Origin of the sequence: Janthinobacterium sp. PSPC1-1, from assembly GCF_049897625.1 — a bacterium.
Classification (GTDB): domain Bacteria; phylum Pseudomonadota; class Gammaproteobacteria; order Burkholderiales; family Burkholderiaceae_D; genus Janthinobacterium; species Janthinobacterium tructae.
Map to the genome: position 1 here is coordinate 147186 of NZ_JAFCWP010000003.1, position 14615 is coordinate 161800.

At 64.4% G+C, this 14615-nt stretch carries 10 protein-coding genes; 5 read left to right on the forward strand and 5 right to left on the reverse strand.

What is annotated here, in order from left to right:
- Positions 1-63 precede the first annotated feature (63 nt).
- The 5 genes from ACP7EG_RS11725 to ACP7EG_RS11745 all read left to right on the forward strand — a co-directional run bounded on the left by ACP7EG_RS11725 (position 64) and on the right by ACP7EG_RS11745 (position 8381).
- Positions 64-2061 (forward strand): DNA topoisomerase IV subunit B, encoded by a 1998-nt coding sequence (locus ACP7EG_RS11725; RefSeq protein WP_426087729.1) that lies wholly within the window; start codon positions 64-66, stop codon positions 2059-2061.
- Positions 2061-3770 carry a molecular chaperone HscC gene (locus ACP7EG_RS11730; protein WP_426087730.1) on the forward strand — a complete coding sequence of 570 codons (1710 nt, stop codon included), beginning with the start codon at positions 2061-2063 and terminating at the stop codon, positions 3768-3770. The genes ACP7EG_RS11725 and ACP7EG_RS11730 overlap by 1 nt, the downstream gene beginning before the upstream one ends.
- 12 nt (positions 3771-3782) lie before the next feature.
- Positions 3783-5600, forward strand: a complete 1818-nt coding sequence (locus ACP7EG_RS11735; protein WP_426087731.1) for a hypothetical protein — start codon at positions 3783-3785, stop codon at positions 5598-5600.
- Positions 5601-5648: 48 nt separating this feature from the next.
- Positions 5649-8003, forward strand: coding sequence for a DNA topoisomerase IV subunit A (gene parC, locus ACP7EG_RS11740; protein ID WP_426087732.1), 2355 nt, complete (start codon positions 5649-5651; stop codon positions 8001-8003).
- A gap of 189 nt (positions 8004-8192) precedes the next feature.
- The gene (locus ACP7EG_RS11745) at positions 8193-8381 is read left to right on the forward strand and encodes a helix-turn-helix domain-containing protein (RefSeq protein WP_426087733.1); all 189 of its coding nucleotides are present in this window, start codon (positions 8193-8195) and stop codon (positions 8379-8381) included.
- On the opposite strand, the gene ACP7EG_RS11750 is transcribed toward ACP7EG_RS11745, so the two are convergent.
- The 5 genes from ACP7EG_RS11750 to ACP7EG_RS11770 all read right to left on the reverse strand — a co-directional run bounded on the left by ACP7EG_RS11750 (position 8378) and on the right by ACP7EG_RS11770 (position 14611).
- Positions 8378-8746, reverse strand: a complete 369-nt coding sequence (locus tag ACP7EG_RS11750) for a hypothetical protein (RefSeq protein ID WP_426087734.1) — start codon at positions 8744-8746, stop codon at positions 8378-8380. The two genes, ACP7EG_RS11745 and ACP7EG_RS11750, sit on opposite strands and share 4 nt — an antisense overlap.
- 5 nt (positions 8747-8751) lie before the next feature.
- On the reverse strand, positions 8752-11112 hold the full coding sequence (locus tag ACP7EG_RS11755; RefSeq protein ID WP_426087735.1) for a M43 family zinc metalloprotease: 2361 nt from the start codon (positions 11110-11112) through the stop codon (positions 8752-8754).
- Between the two features lie 165 nt (positions 11113-11277).
- Positions 11278-11754: a hypothetical protein gene (locus tag ACP7EG_RS11760; protein WP_426087736.1), complete on the reverse strand. Its 477-nt coding sequence runs from the start codon at positions 11752-11754 to the stop codon at positions 11278-11280.
- A 215-nt stretch (positions 11755-11969) separates the two neighbouring features.
- Positions 11970-13199 carry an acetate/propionate family kinase gene (locus tag ACP7EG_RS11765; protein ID WP_426087737.1) on the reverse strand — a complete coding sequence of 410 codons (1230 nt, stop codon included), beginning with the start codon at positions 13197-13199 and terminating at the stop codon, positions 11970-11972.
- Positions 13196-14611 (reverse strand): bifunctional enoyl-CoA hydratase/phosphate acetyltransferase, encoded by a 1416-nt coding sequence (locus ACP7EG_RS11770; RefSeq protein ID WP_426088058.1) that lies wholly within the window; start codon positions 14609-14611, stop codon positions 13196-13198. The genes ACP7EG_RS11765 and ACP7EG_RS11770 overlap by 4 nt, the downstream gene beginning before the upstream one ends.
- Positions 14612-14615: the final 4 nt, after the last annotated feature.

Sequence of the window (14615 nt, forward strand, 5' to 3'; positions counted from 1 at the left end):
ACTGCGTCCTGCAGCGCCCCGGCCTGGCGTTCCAACCACTGTCTTTACTTAGCTTGAACACGTATGGCCACTAAAAAACCAGCATCCGACTACAGCGAATCATCCATCCGTGTCCTGAAAGGACTGGAACCCGTCAAGCAGCGCCCGGGGATGTACACCCGCACTGAAAATCCGCTGCACATCATTCAGGAAGTGATCGACAATGCCTCCGACGAGGCGCTGGGCGGTCATTGCACGCATATCGCCGTCACGCAAAATACGGATGGCAGCATCACCGTCGAAGACAATGGCCGCGGTATTCCCGTCGGCATCCACCCTGAAGAAGGCGTGCCGACGGTGGAAATCGTGTTTACACGGCTGCACGCGGGCGGCAAGTTCGACAAGGGTTCGGGCGGCGCCTACGCGTTCTCGGGCGGCTTGCACGGGGTCGGCGTGTCCGTCACCAATGCGCTGTCGACGCGCCTGGAAATCACCGTCTGGCGCAAGGAAAGCGACGGCAACGGCCTGCATCACATGGTGTTTGCGAATGGCGACGTGATCGAACCCCTGAGTTCCCGCCCCGCCCCGCGCGACGGCAAGAAGTCGGGCACACGCGTCACCGCCTGGCCCGACGCGAAGTATTTTGATTCGCCGAATATCTCGCAAACCGAGCTGCAGCGCCTGCTGCGCTCGAAAGCCGTGCTGCTGCCCGGCGTGATCGTCACGCTGACCAACGCCAAGACGGGCGATACGCAAACCTGGCAGTACGCGGAAGGCTTGCGCGGCTACCTGACCGAATCGCTGGCGCAGGTATCGAATGGCGAAACCCTGATTCCCCTGTTCGAAGGCGCGCAATACGCGGGCCCGGACTCGGAAGGCTTTGCCGAAGGCGAAGGCGCGGCCTGGGTGGTGGCGTGGACGGAAGAAGGCGCCATCGTGCGCGAATCGTATGTCAACCTGATTCCCACCTCGAATGGCGGCACGCACGAATCGGGCTTGCGCGACGGCCTGTTCGGCGCCGTGAAAAACTTCGTCGAAATGCACTCGCTGCTGCCGAAAGGTGTCAAATTGCTGCCGGAAGACGTGTTTGCGCGCGCCTCGTTCGTGCTGTCGGCCAAGGTGCTGGACCCGCAATTCCAGGGCCAGATCAAGGAACGCCTGAATTCGCGCGACGCCGTGCGCCTGGTCTCGACCTTCACCAAGCCGCCGCTGGAACTGTGGCTGAACCAGCACGTCGACTACGGCAAGAAGCTGGCCGACCTGGTGATCAAGCAGGCGCAGTCGCGTCAGCGCTCGCTGCAAAAAGTGGAAAAGAAAAAATCCTCGGGCGTCGCCGTCCTTCCCGGCAAGCTGACCGACTGCGAATCGTCGGACATCACGCGCAATGAACTGTTCCTCGTCGAGGGCGACTCGGCGGGTGGTTCGGCCAAGATGGGCCGCGACAAGGAATTCCAGGCGATTTTGCCCCTGCGCGGCAAGGTCTTGAACTCGTGGGAAACGGACCGCGACCGCCTGTTTGCGAATAACGAGATCCACGACATCGCGGTGGCCATCGGCGTCGATCCGCACGGCGTGGGCGACTCGCCCGACCTGTCCGGCCTGCGCTACGGCAAGATCTGCATCCTGTCCGACGCGGACGTGGACGGCTCGCACATCCAGGTACTGCTGCTGACCTTGTTCTTCAAGCATTTCCCGGCCCTGATCAACAAAGGCCACATCTGCATCGCCCGCCCGCCCCTGTACCGCGTGGACGCGCCGGCGCGCGGCAAGAAGCCGATGCAGAAAATCTATGCGCTCGACGACGGCGAACTGGTCGCCATCGAGGACAAGCTGCGCAAGGAAGGCGTGAAACAGGGCGCCTGGTCGATCTCGCGCTTCAAGGGCCTGGGCGAGATGAACGCCGAGCAGCTGTGGGAAACAACGATGAACCCGGACACGCGCCGTTTGCTGCCAGTGACCCTGGGTGAAATCGACCACATGACTTCCTCCGCGCGCTTCAACATGTTGATGGGCAAGGGCGAAGCGGCCGGACGCCGCGCCTGGATCGAGGAACACGGCAATGAGGCGGAGGCGGATATCTGATGATCATCGGTATCGACCTGGGCACCACCAACAGCCTGGTCGCCATCTGGCGCGACGGCAAGGCTGCCATCATCCCGAATGCACTCGGTGAACACCTGACGCCGTCGTGCGTCAGCATCGACGACGACGGCAGCGTGCTGGTGGGCCGCGCCGCGCGCGAGCGCCTGCAGACGCACCCGCAACTGACGGCCGCCGTTTTCAAGCGCTACATGGGCAGCGAAAAGAAGATCACCCTCGGCACGCAGCAATTCCGTCCGGAAGAGCTGTCGTCGATGGTGCTGCGCGCGCTGAAGGAAGATGCCGAAGCCTTTTTGGGCCACAAGGTCGAAGAAGCCATCATCACCGTGCCCGCGTATTTCAGCGATGCGCAGCGCAAAGCCACGCGCATCGCAGGCCAGCTGGCCGGCTTGCGCGTGGAGCGCCTGCTGAACGAGCCAACGGCCGCCGCGCTGGCCTACGGCATCCGCGACAAGGAACAGGAAAGCAAATTCCTCGTCTTCGACCTGGGCGGCGGCACGTTTGACGTGTCGATCCTGGAACTGTTCGAAGGCGTGATGGAAGTACGCGCCTCGGCCGGCGACAATTTTTTGGGCGGCGAAGACTTCGTCACGGTGCTGGTCGACGCCTTTTTGGACGGCAGCGGCTTGCGCGACGCGGCCGGCAGCCGTTTGTTCGATCCGCGCCAGCAACAGCTGCTGCGCGATGAAGCCGAACGCGTCAAGCGCCTGCTGTCGGAGCAGCCATCCGTGCGCATGGCCACGCGCTACCAGGACAAGGAATACAGCTGGGAGATCGGCGAAGACAAACTGGCGCAGCTGTGCGAAGCGCTGCTGGCCCGCCTGCGCCTGCCAGTGGAACGGGCGCTGCGCGACGCCACCATCCGCGCCGCGGAACTCGATGAAGTGGTGCTGGCCGGCGGCGCCACGCGCATGCCGCTGGTGCGCAAACTTGTCTCGCGCATGTTCGGCCGCTTCCCCGCCATCCATCTGGACCCGGACGAAGCCGTGGCGCTGGGCGCCGCCGTGCAGGCGGGCCTGAAGATGCGCGATGCGGCCCTGGACGAAGTGGTCATGACGGACGTGGCACCGTATTCGCTGGGCATTTCGATTTCGCGCCAGGTCGGCGCGAACCAGTATGAAGGCGGGCATTACCTGCCCATCATCGAGCGCAACTCCGTGGTGCCCGTCTCGCGCACGGAAAACATCACCACCATCTACGACAACCAGAAGGAAATCAACGTGGCGATCTTCCAGGGCGAGTCGCGCCTGGTGGCCGACAACGTCTTCCTCGGCAAGATCAGCTTCCCGATCCCAGCAAAAAAAGCGGGCGAGATCGGCATCGACGTGCGCTTCACCTACGACGTCAGCGGCGTGCTGGAAGCGGAAGTGACGGTGCTGGCCACGCAGGAACGCCACAAGATGATCATCAGCGACAATGCGGGCGTGATGACGCCGGAACAGATCGAGCAGCGCTTTCTTGAACTGGCCGACCTGAAGATCCACCCGCGCGAGCAGATGGAAAACCGCACCCTGGTCACGCGCGCCGACCGTCTGTACGAACAGTCGCTGGGCGACGTGCGCCAGTACCTGGCGGCGCACACGGCGAACTTCCAGGCCGCGCTGGAAACGCAGGACCCGAACACCATCCGCAAGGCGCGCCAGGCGCTCGACGAGGTGTTGCGCCAGGTCGAGAGCGAGAGCTTCCTGTAAATGGACGGCGGCATGCACAACGGACAGCGCAGCCTGTGGACAATCCTGGGCACGGAGCCGACGGGCGACGAGCGCACCCTCAAGCGCGCGTACGCGAAGCGCCTGAAGGTGACGCGTCCCGAAGACGATCCTGCCGCCTTCCAGGAGCTGCGCGAAGCGTATGAATACGCGCTGCGCCATGCGCACCTGTTTGCCGCGGAGCTGCCGGAAGCGCAAGCGGCCGAGGCCGAGGCCGAAGCGGCAGCGATGGCAGCGCCGCGCATGGAACCGGCCGACCTGTGGGGCGTCATCGACGAACCCGCGCAGGAAGCGCAGAAGCTGCCCGCGGAACTGTGGGGCGTCATAGCCCAGGAGCCAGCAGCGCCGCCGGAACTATGGGGCGTGGTCGCCGTCGATCCCGTCCAGGAAGCGGCCAATCTATGGCAAGGCTGCCTGGCGCTGACGCGGCATGCGGATGCCGGCGACGCGCTGGCCCGCATGCTGCAGGACGACGCCATGCTGAACCTCGACGTGCGCGAGGAATTCGAGCTGTGCGCGCTGCGCTACTGCGGCGGCGCCGGCTATGATCTGGCGCTGCGCCAGGCCCTGTTCGAGCAGCTGGGCTGGGACCGCGACTTTTCCTACCTGGCGCGCAGCCATGCGGATCTGGTGCGCAGCGCCGTGCAGCGCTACCGGGCCGACCGCTCGTTCGCCCATTTCAGCGACAACCGCGACAGCTACCCCGGCCTGGACTGCCTCATGTCGCAGCAGGCACCAAGCGCCTACGCGCGCCAGCTGTTCGACCAAAAATTCACGCTGCAGCTGCGCGAACTGCTGCAGACGATACGCTGGCAGCACGCCGAGATGCTGGCCTATAAACTCGATACGGATCTGTTCGAGCAATGGGAACAGGCGGTCTTTTCCAAGCGCTACTTCAAGCAGACGGCGCTGGCTTCGTGCGGCCTGGGTTTCGTGCTGCATTTCATGCTCTCGGGCGTGATCAGCGTAGCAGGCTTGGAACTGAGCAACGCGGGCGGCTATGCCAGCCTGATCGGTTTTCAAGTGCTGGCATTCCTGCTGTTGGCCATGAACGCATGGCAAAAGCCGGCGCCGGCATATGCATGGATGGCCTCCTTGCGAGAGGAACTGCACGCCTGCCTGCCAGCGCTGCGCAGGCACCCCGGTCTGGGGCAATGGTGCTGGATCATGCCGTTCCTGTGCCTGGCGCTGCTGCTATTCATACCAGCGCCTGCTGCTCCACTGCGCATAACCACTTCGTTAGGACTGTGCATCACGGCGCTGCTGGCCGCGAAAGCCAACTACGCACTGCTGCGCGGACGTCTGCTGGCTTGCATCCTGATCGCCTTTACGGCAACCATGGTTTTCACGCTGGACAGGACCGATACCGGCCTGGCACTGAGCGACGGCATCATGCTGCTTTTCTGCGTGCAGGTACTGGCACTGCGCTCGATGACGGGACTGTATGTCGATAGCGGCGGACCAGCGCATCTCCTGCCGCGCCTGCGCGCTGTCTGGATGATCGGTTGCACCATCGCGTTCCTGTCCATACATCTGCATGCAGCGCCAGCGCATGTGCTAGGTGCCGTGCTGTTTGTCTGGTCCTGCATCGGCATGCTGTTTGCTCCTTTCGAGCTGAACTGGCGCGTAGCCTGGCCAATTGCCATCACGCCCGCAGCCGCCACCTTCTTGCTCGCCAGTCAGCTCGGTGGCCCGCCAGACCAGGCCATCGTCAAGCTGAGCGCCGTACTGGCGCTGTCCGTCCTGTATTTCACCGTGCGTCATCTTTATCTGCAGCAGCGCAGATCCGCACAAGCAACCGGGCTGTCATAATCGGCCCCATGAATTCAAACGCAACTACTTCATACTGAAACAAGCGCCATGTCCACACAAACCAATTTATTTGACGATGCCCAGCCTGAGCCGACCCTGCCGGATGAACCGGTATTCGACGGCGAAGCGCTGACCCTGTCCACCTTTGCCGAGCGCGCCTATCTCGATTACGCCATCTCCGTCGTCAAGGGCCGCGCCCTGCCCGACGTGTGCGACGGCCAGAAACCCGTGCAGCGCCGCATCCTGTATGCGATGAATGAGCTGGGCTTGAATTCCACGGCGAAGCCGCGCAAATCGGCGGCCGTGGTCGGCGACGTGCTCGGTAAATTGCATCCGCACGGCGACCAATCCGTGTACGACGCGCTGGTGCGCATGGCGCAGGATTTTTCCTTGCGCTACCCGCTGATCGATGGCCAGGGCAACTTCGGCTCGCGCGATGGCGACGGCGCGGCGGCCATGCGTTACACGGAAGCGCGTCTGACGCCGATCGCCAAGCTGCTGATGGATGAAATCGGCATGGGCACGGTGGATTTCCAGCCCAACTACGACGGCTCGACGGAAGAACCGAAGCTGCTGCCGGCGCGCCTGCCGATGGTGCTGCTGAATGGCGCCTCCGGCATCGCCGTGGGCCTGGCGACGGAAATCCCGTCGCACAACCTGGCGGAAGTGGCGAAAGCGGCCGTCGCCATGATCCGCGATCCGAAGATGACGCACGCCGAGCTGATGGCCATCATTCCCGGCCCAGACTTCCCCGGCGGCGGCCAGATCATCACGCCGCCCTCGCAAATCCAGGACATGTACGCGAGCGGCCGTGGCAGCATGAAGGTGCGCGCGCGCTGGAAGATCGAAGAGCTGGCGCGTGGCCAGTGGCAAGCCGTGGTAACGGAGCTGCCGCCGGGTACCTCGTCGCAAAAGGTGCTGGAAGAAATCGAGGAACTGACGAATCCGAAGATCAAGCTGGGCAAGAAGGCGCTGTCGCCCGACCAGGTAGCCCTGAAAGCGCTGATCCTCAATTCGCTCGACACCATCCGCGATGAATCGGGCCGCGCCGCGCCCGTGCGCCTGGTGTTCGAGCCGAAGTCGAAGAACCAGGACCAGACGGAATTCATGCTGATGCTGCTGGCGCACACCTCGCTGGAATCGTCGACCTCGATCAACCTGGTGATGATAGGCGGCGACGGCCGCCCGCGCCAAAAAGGGCTGGGCGACATCCTGCGCGAGTGGATCGATTTCCGCTTCGAGACCGTCACGCGCCGCACCAGCTACAAACTGGGCAAGGTCAAGGACCGCATCCATATCCTGGAAGGGCGCGAAGCAATCCTGCTCAATATCGACAAGGTGATCCAGATCATCCGCAATTCGGATGAACCGAAAACGGCCCTGATCGAAGCATTCAAGCTGTCCGAGCGCCAGGCCGACGACATCCTGGAAATCCGCTTGCGCCAGCTGGCGCGCCTGGAAACGATCAAGATCCAGCAGGAGCTGGCCGAGCTGCGCAAGGAAGAAAAGTCGCTGCAAGACCTGCTCGACAACCCGGGCTCGATGAAGCGCGCCATCATCCGCGAAATCGAAGCGGACGCCAAGCAGTTTGGCGACGCGCGCCGTACCCTGATCGAGGAAGCGCAAAAAGCCGTGGCCGAACAGAAGGTGGTCGATGAACCGGTCACCGTCATCATTTCGGAAAAAGGCTGGGTGCGCGCACGCACCGGCATCGGCCACGATGCGGCGCAATTCACCTTCAAGGCGGGCGACACGCTGCATGGCGCCTTCGAATGCCGCACGGTCGATACCTTGCTGGGCTTTGGCAACAACGGCAAGATTTACTCGGTTCCCGTCTCGGCGCTGCCCAACGCGCGCGGCGACGGCGTACCGATCACGACCTTGTGCGACCTGAGCGGCGGTACGCCCGGCAACGCCGTGCGCATCCTGCACTACTTTGCGGGCAATGGCGCCACCAACTTGCTGCTGGCGTCGAGCGCCGGTTACGGCTTCATCGCCAAGGCGGGCGACATGAACAGCCGCCTGAAAGGCGGCAAGGCCTTCATCACCCTGGACGATGGCGACGTGCCTCTGGCCCCGAAAGTCATCCCCGAGGCGGCCAGCGCCCTGGCCTGCCTGACGGAAGGCGCGCGCCTGCTGGTGTTCGGCCTCGATGAAATGAAAACCCTGACCAAGGGCGGCACCGGTGTCAAGCTGATCGACCTCGATGCCAAGGACAAGCTGCTGGCCGTGCAGCCGATCACCCAGCGCGGCGTGGTGGTCTCGGGTATCGGCCGGGCCGCGAAACCGCAGGATGCATCGCTCGGTGCCACGGCCCTGGCCGAGCACTTCGGCAAGCGCGCGAAGAAGGGCAAGGCATTGGCGGCCAAGCTGAAACCGGTGTCCATGGCGGCCATCGGCTAAGCACCATCGGTTCACACGAAAAGACAGGTTCGCCTGTCTTTTTTTTCGCCTATCGCCGCGTAGCGGCAGCAAAGAAAAATAATTTTACAAATACGTCCCGCGTTCCCGTTATCCCTGCAGGCATGCCACCGGCATGCCGCCCACGGACAGGAAAACAAGGATGACAAACAACGTTTCAGGCAGGCTGCCATGCAGCGCCTGACCCCGGCCGAGCAGCTGGTAGCGGCCATGGCGGCCGAAGGCTTGCCGTATAAAAGCATCGCCAGGGAACTGGGCAAGTCGCCGGCCACCGTGCGCAACCAGCTGCATGCGATTTACCAGAAACTCGGTATAGGCAACCGCACGGCGCTCGCCTGCAAACTGCGCGGCAAGCCTTAACGCCGCGACAGGCGCAGCACGTCGGGCGTTGCCTCGACGATATCGATCACGTCCTGTGCCCCGCTAGCCTCCCCCAGAGCATAGCGCCCCATGCCCAAGGGGCGCAACCGGGTAGACGGGCCGGCACGGGGACGGTCATCGGGGCCGGGCGACAGGCTGGTCATGCTCACCTCCCCGCCTTCCAGGCTCCCGGTTCCGGCGCCAAACTCCAGCACCTTGCGCCCCTTGCGGCTGGGAGGAAAGGCGAACGTGACCGTGGGCCGGTACACCTCGATACCATCTGCATCCTCTTCGAAGGAATGCGTCCAGCTACCGCTGGGCAATGCCGTTGTCATGCCGTGCATGCCGCCTCCCGTTGAACACATTGACGTCAGAAACACGATACCACGCCGCCCAGGCTTTCATAGCCGCTCACGGACGGCGACCAGGCCGTGCCGTTCCACGCCTTGTGGAACAGGGCGCCATTCGTGCCTGTGACAAACACGTCGAGGCGGTTCGGCGCCCAGGCCGTGGCGCGCGGCCGCGAGGTACACACGCCGCCCAGGCTTTCAAAGCCCGTCAGGGAGGGCGACCAGGCGGTGCCGTTCCAGGCCTTGTGGTACAGGGCGCTATCGGTGCCGATGACGAACAGGTCGAGCCGGTTGGGCGCCCACGAGACGGCTTCCACCTCGCCCACGCAGATGCCGCCCAGACGTTCGAAGCCATCGATGGACGGCCCCCATTTCGCGCCATCCCACCATTTATGGTACAGCGCCCCATCGCTGCCCGTGACGAATACGTCGAGGCGGTTCGGTCCCCACGCCACCGCCTTCGGCGACGAGGTACAGATGCCCCCCAGGCGCTCATAGCCCGTCAGCGACGGTCCCCAGGCCGTGCCGTTCCACCACTTGTGGTACAGGGCATGGTCGGAACCGATGACGAAGACATCGAGGCGGTTCGGTCCCCAGGCCACCGCTTCCGGCTGGCCCAGGCACAGACCGCCCATGGCTTCGTAACCCGTCAGGGATGGCCCCCAGGCAGACCCGTTCCACCACTTGTGATACAGGCCGCGGTCCGTGCCGACGACAAACACGTCGAGGCGGTTCGGTCCCCAGGCCACGGCGCGCGGGTCGCCCACGCACAAGCCGCCCATCGCTTCATAACCGGTCAGGGACGGCCCCCACGCCGTGCCGTTCCACCATTTGTGAAACAAGCTGCTGTCGGTACCCGTGACGAACACATCGAGCCGGTTCGGCCCCCACGAGACCACCTGCGGCGCACTGGTACAGATGCCGCCCTGCCCTTCGTAGCCGGTGACGGATGGCGCCCAGGCCGAGCCATTCCAGGCCTTGTGATACAGCGCGCGGTCCGTGCCCAGCACGAAGACGTCGAGGCGATTCGCGCCCCAGGCCACGACGGGCGAGGAACTCTGGCGCGGCGTGGCGCCCGTGCCGCCCGTCCCCGTGCCGATGCTGGCGCGCGGACCATCGAGGCAGGCCTGCATGCGCGCCACCTGGCCCGCCGTGAACATGAACATGGCGGGATCGTCGACATAATCCATGTAGTTCATGAACATGTCGCCATTCGGTCCGTTGCTGCAGGAAATATGCGGGAACGAAGGCTGGCCCGTGTTCGGTCCGCCCTGGTTCGGCGTATCGGACACGTTGTCCGTGCCCGAGCAGCCCGTGCCATCATCACCCCAGATATGGTTCAGGTTCAGCCAGTGGCCGATTTCATGCGTGGCCGTGCGTCCCAGGTGGAACGGTGGCGCCGCCGTGCCGGTCGTGCCGAAGGCCGATTGCAGGATCACCACGCCGTCGGTGGCGGCCGGGCCGCCGGGAAACTGCGCGTAGCCCAGCAAGCCGCCACCGAGCTGGCACGCCCAGATATTCAGGTAACTGTCGGCCGGCCAGGCGTCCATGCCGCCCGTCGCCTGCGACTTGACGGCATCATCGGCGCCAAACGAGGCCACCGTCGTCTGGCGCCGCTCGATGCCGCTGCTAGCCGCACCGTTCGGATCGGTGGTGGCCAGCACGAACTCCACGCGCGCATCGGACGTCAGCGGCAGGAATGGTGCCGGCGTGCTGCTCACATCCGGATTGACGCGCCGGAAATCGCGGTTCAGCACGTCGATCTGGCTGGCGATCTGTGCATCCGAAATATTCTGCGCGGCCGTATTCCACACCACGTGCACCACCACCGGTATCTGCGTCACGCCGGAACGGCCGGCAATGCCGCTGTCGCCCTCGTAGAGTCCGGCGAGATTTTCGATATCGGCGCGTACGTTCGCATAGGAGGGATCTTCGGTCAGCAGGCGGCGATGCACGTCCATCGTGGCGCAGGTGCGCGTCTGCGGCGTGCCCCCGCCCTGTCCACCGGCGTCGCCGCCCATGCCGCCCCCTCCGCCATCGCGGTCGCCACCCATGCCGCCGCCTCCGCCATCGCGGTCGCCACCCATGCCGCCGCCATCGCGCACGTGCATGCAACTGGCGCCCGCCATGCCCTGCGATGCCTGCTGCATGCCGCCGCCCGGCATGTCGCCAGCATCCGCGGCGGCGGCGCCCTGGGTGAGCGCCGCCTGGTCGGCATACGACATGCCCAAGCGGGTCCCGGACATGGCATCGTCGCTACCTGCCGCGCCAGCGTCGGCCTGTACGTCGCCCTCGACCGGCATGGACTGCATGGAAGACATGGCAGGCATGCCTTCCGCCGAACCGGTGGCCGGTGATTTTTTCGTTTTAGCGGTGCTCATGATGTCTCCCTTCGTCTGTTTGCCAGTTCACTATGGCACGCCGAAAAGAGGAGCATTTGCGCCAGATCAAGACTGGCAAGCGGCGGCTAAGAAAAGTGGCAGACGAAAAAAAAGACAGCCGAAGCTGTCTTTTTGGCTTGCAGGCCGTGGCCCGCAAACGGGGAATTACTTGGCGGCGGCGGCCTTGACTTCAGCGTCGGCCTTGGCCTTGACTTCTGCCGTCTTGGTGGCGGCGAGGGCTTTATCGGCGTTCGCTTCCACTTTTTCCTTGGCGACCTTGGCGTTCGCTTTCACGGCCGTCTTGGTGGCTTTCGCATCGGCTTTGGCATCGGTTTTATCGGCCTTGGCTTCCGCTTTCAGCTTGTCTTCCGCATCGGCGCTGACGACTTTGTCGTGGGCCTTGGCCTTGGTTTTATTGGCCTTGTGATGGGCGTCGGCTTTCTTGTCGTCGGCCTTCATTTCAGCCTTGGCGACGTTGGCGTCAGCCTTGGCATCGACTTTGGCTTCCGAAGCGGCAGCCTTGTTGACGTCTTTTTGCGCGGAAGCCTGGGCTTTCACGACAGCTTCGGTAGCCGGCGCGGTTTGAGCGAAGGCGGCGGTAGCAAACAGGGTGGCGATCAGTGCGGCGAGTAATTTGTTCATGATGAGACCTTTCAATATGGTTTAATTTTATTCTTACTAAAGGCGGGCAAAATGTTCAAAATTTGCCAGGCATCGCGCTGTTTCTGGATGTAGCGCAATGGCATGACTTCATAGTAAAGATAACTGGAAAACCACACAGTGCGTTAGCGCACTCAACGGAAAATATGTGCAATTCGGCAAATTTCCCATCGAGCACGGCCTGACGCTTCAGATCCTCATGCGCCCACGGCCAGCGCCGCATGACGGGCAGCCACCCACTCCTCGTTGGCCGGCTCCACGCCCACCACGATGCGGCTGGCATCGCTGGAAATGCGGCTGGCGTTGCGCGCATTGGCCTGCGCATCGAGCACGGGGCCGATGAAACCCAGTTCGGCGCAGATGCGCTGGCGCAGTTCGGCGCTATGCTCGCCGATACCGGCCGTAAACACCAGCATGTCCAGCCCACCCAGCACGGCCGTCAGGGCGCCGATCTCGCGCACGATGCGGCGGATATACAGGGCCAGCGCGGCGCGGATGCGCTCGCCCGTGGCATCCTGCCGGTCCTGCTGCGCCAGCAGCACCGGCGGATCGGCCGACACGCCCGACACGCCCAGCAAGCCCGACTCGTGGTACAGCACATGCGCCACTTTTTCCAGCGACAGTTTTTCGATTTCCATCAGGTAGATCACGGCGCCCGGATCGAGCGAACCGCAGCGCGTGCCCATCATCAGACCATCGAGCGCGGAAAAGCCCATGGTCGTGGCCACGCTGTGCAAATTGTCCATGGCGCACAGGCTGGCGCCGCTACCCAGGTGGGCGACGATGACCTTGCCGCGCGCGACAGCACCAAAGCGCTGTTCCAGCACCAGCGACTGGTATTCGTACGACAGGCCGTGGAAGCCGTAGCGGCGCAAGCCCCGCTCCCACGCATCGTAAGGCAGGGCCAGCATTTGCTCGACCTGCGGCACCGTGTGGTGGAAGGCCGTGTCGAAGCACGCCACCTGGGCGATATCGGGCCGCGATTCGAGCAGCACCTCGATCGCCTCCAGCGCGAACGGCTGGTGCAGGGGCGCGAGCGGCACAAAACTTTTCAGGTCCGCCAACACCTTGGCATCGATGCGCACGGGAGCGAAATACTTGCTGCCGCCATGCACCACGCGATGCGCCACGGCGCGCAGCGGGCGCCCGGCCAGCTGCGCCACGACTTGCGCGCGGATGTATTCGAGGGCCGCGTGATGCGGCTGCTCCGCATCGAGCTGCAAGGCGACTGCCGGCAGGCCGCCGGCGCGGTAAGTGGCGTTTTCACGGCCGATGCCTTCGACTTTGCCGCTCCATTGCGCCTGCTGCGGCAGCACGCCGCCGGCTTGCTCGAACAGGGCGAATTTGATGCTCGACGAGCCGCAGTTGAGCACCAGGATCAGGGCGCCATCGGCGTACTCGCCGGCATGTTGGACGGGTGCGTTCATGGTGGCGTGCTCCGGTAATGATTGGCCAGCATCACGGCGATGGCGCACGAGGCGATGCGGCTGGCGCGCGAATCGGCGCGGCTGGTCAGGATGACGGGGACCTTCGCGCCCAGCACGATGCCGGCGCTGTCCGCGTCGCCCATGTATTCGAGCTGCTTGGCCAGCATGTTGCCGCTTTCCAGGTCGGGCACCAGCAAAATATCGGCGCGGCCCGCCACTTCCGAGACGATGCCCTTGACGGTGGCGGCGGCAATCGACACGGCGTTGTCGAAGGCCAGCGGGCCATCGAGGATCGCCCCGGTGATCTGCCCGCGGTCGGCCATCTTGCACAGGGCGGCCGCGTCCAGCGTGGCCGGCATGTCCGCGTTCACCGTTTCCACGGCGGCCAGGATGGCCACGCGCGGGCAGGCCACGCCGATCACGTGCGCCAGGTCGATGGCGTTGCGCACGATGTCGGCCTTCATGGCCAGGTTCGGCGCGATATTGATGGCCGCATCGGTGATGATGAAAGGACGCGGATAGGCAGGCGTCTGCATCAGGAAGCAGTGGCTGATGCGGCGCTTGGTGCGCAGGCCGGCGCTGGCGGCCAGCACGGCCGACATCAGTTCATCCGTGTGCAGGCTGCCCTTCATCAGCGCCTCGACTTCGCCCTTGCCCGCCATTTCGGCGCCGCGCGCGGCGGCAGCATGGCTATGCTCGACATCCTCGATGGCGATGCCTTCCAGGCTCAGGCCAGCTTCGGCCGCCACCGCTTCCAGGCGCGCGCGCGGCGCCACCAGCACGGGCGTGATCAGGCCGGCCGCATGGGCGTCCAGCGCGCCCGCCAGGCTCAGTTCATCGCAGGGGTGGATCACGGCTACCCGGATCGGGCCCAGCGTGCGCGCGTGTTCCAGCAGGCGCCGCGTGCCGTCGCCGTTATGCAGGCGTACTTCGGGCAAGGTGGCGCGCACTCTTTCAATCTGTTCAGCGGGCGCGATCACCTGCGCTTCGCCATCGAGCACCACGGCGCCATGCTGGTTGACGCAGCGGCAGGCCAGAGTCACGTGGCGGTTGCGCGGCTCGCGCGCGGTGACGGTGACGCTGATGGCCAGCGTATCGCCGACGCGCACGGGCTGCAGGAAACGCAGGGTCTGGCCCGTGTAGACGGTGCCGGCGCCGGGCAGGCGCGTGCCCAGCACGGCCGAAATGAGGGCGGCGCCCCACATGCCGTGCGCGATGACGCCCTGGTAGCGGCTGGAAGCCGCAAATTCGGCATCCAGGTGCTGCGGGTTGTCATCGCCCGACATCACCGCGAACAGGGCGATATCGTCCATGCTCAGGGTGCGCGTGATGCTGGCGGTGTCGCCGATGGCGATCTGGTCGAAGGTGCGGTTACGCACGATATGCAAATCATCGTCTTGGGTAGTAGTCATCATG

Coding starts and splice junctions, on each gene's coding strand:
- parC (WP_426087732.1), top strand. CDS start 5,649: ATGTCCACACAAACCAATTTATTTGACGATGCCCAGCCTGAGCCGACC.
- ACP7EG_RS11730 (WP_426087730.1), top strand. CDS start 2,061: ATGATCATCGGTATCGACCTGGGCACCACCAACAGCCTGGTCGCCATC.
- ACP7EG_RS11750 (WP_426087734.1), bottom strand. CDS start 8,746: ATGTGTTCAACGGGAGGCGGCATGCACGGCATGACAACGGCATTGCCC.
- ACP7EG_RS11745 (WP_426087733.1), top strand. CDS start 8,193: ATGCAGCGCCTGACCCCGGCCGAGCAGCTGGTAGCGGCCATGGCGGCC.
- ACP7EG_RS11765 (WP_426087737.1), bottom strand. CDS start 13,199: ATGAACGCACCCGTCCAACATGCCGGCGAGTACGCCGATGGCGCCCTG.
- ACP7EG_RS11735 (WP_426087731.1), top strand. CDS start 3,783: ATGCACAACGGACAGCGCAGCCTGTGGACAATCCTGGGCACGGAGCCG.
- ACP7EG_RS11760 (WP_426087736.1), bottom strand. CDS start 11,754: ATGAACAAATTACTCGCCGCACTGATCGCCACCCTGTTTGCTACCGCC.
- ACP7EG_RS11755 (WP_426087735.1), bottom strand. CDS start 11,112: ATGAGCACCGCTAAAACGAAAAAATCACCGGCCACCGGTTCGGCGGAA.
- ACP7EG_RS11725 (WP_426087729.1), top strand. CDS start 64: ATGGCCACTAAAAAACCAGCATCCGACTACAGCGAATCATCCATCCGT.
- ACP7EG_RS11770 (WP_426088058.1), bottom strand. CDS start 14,611: ATGACTACTACCCAAGACGATGATTTGCATATCGTGCGTAACCGCACC.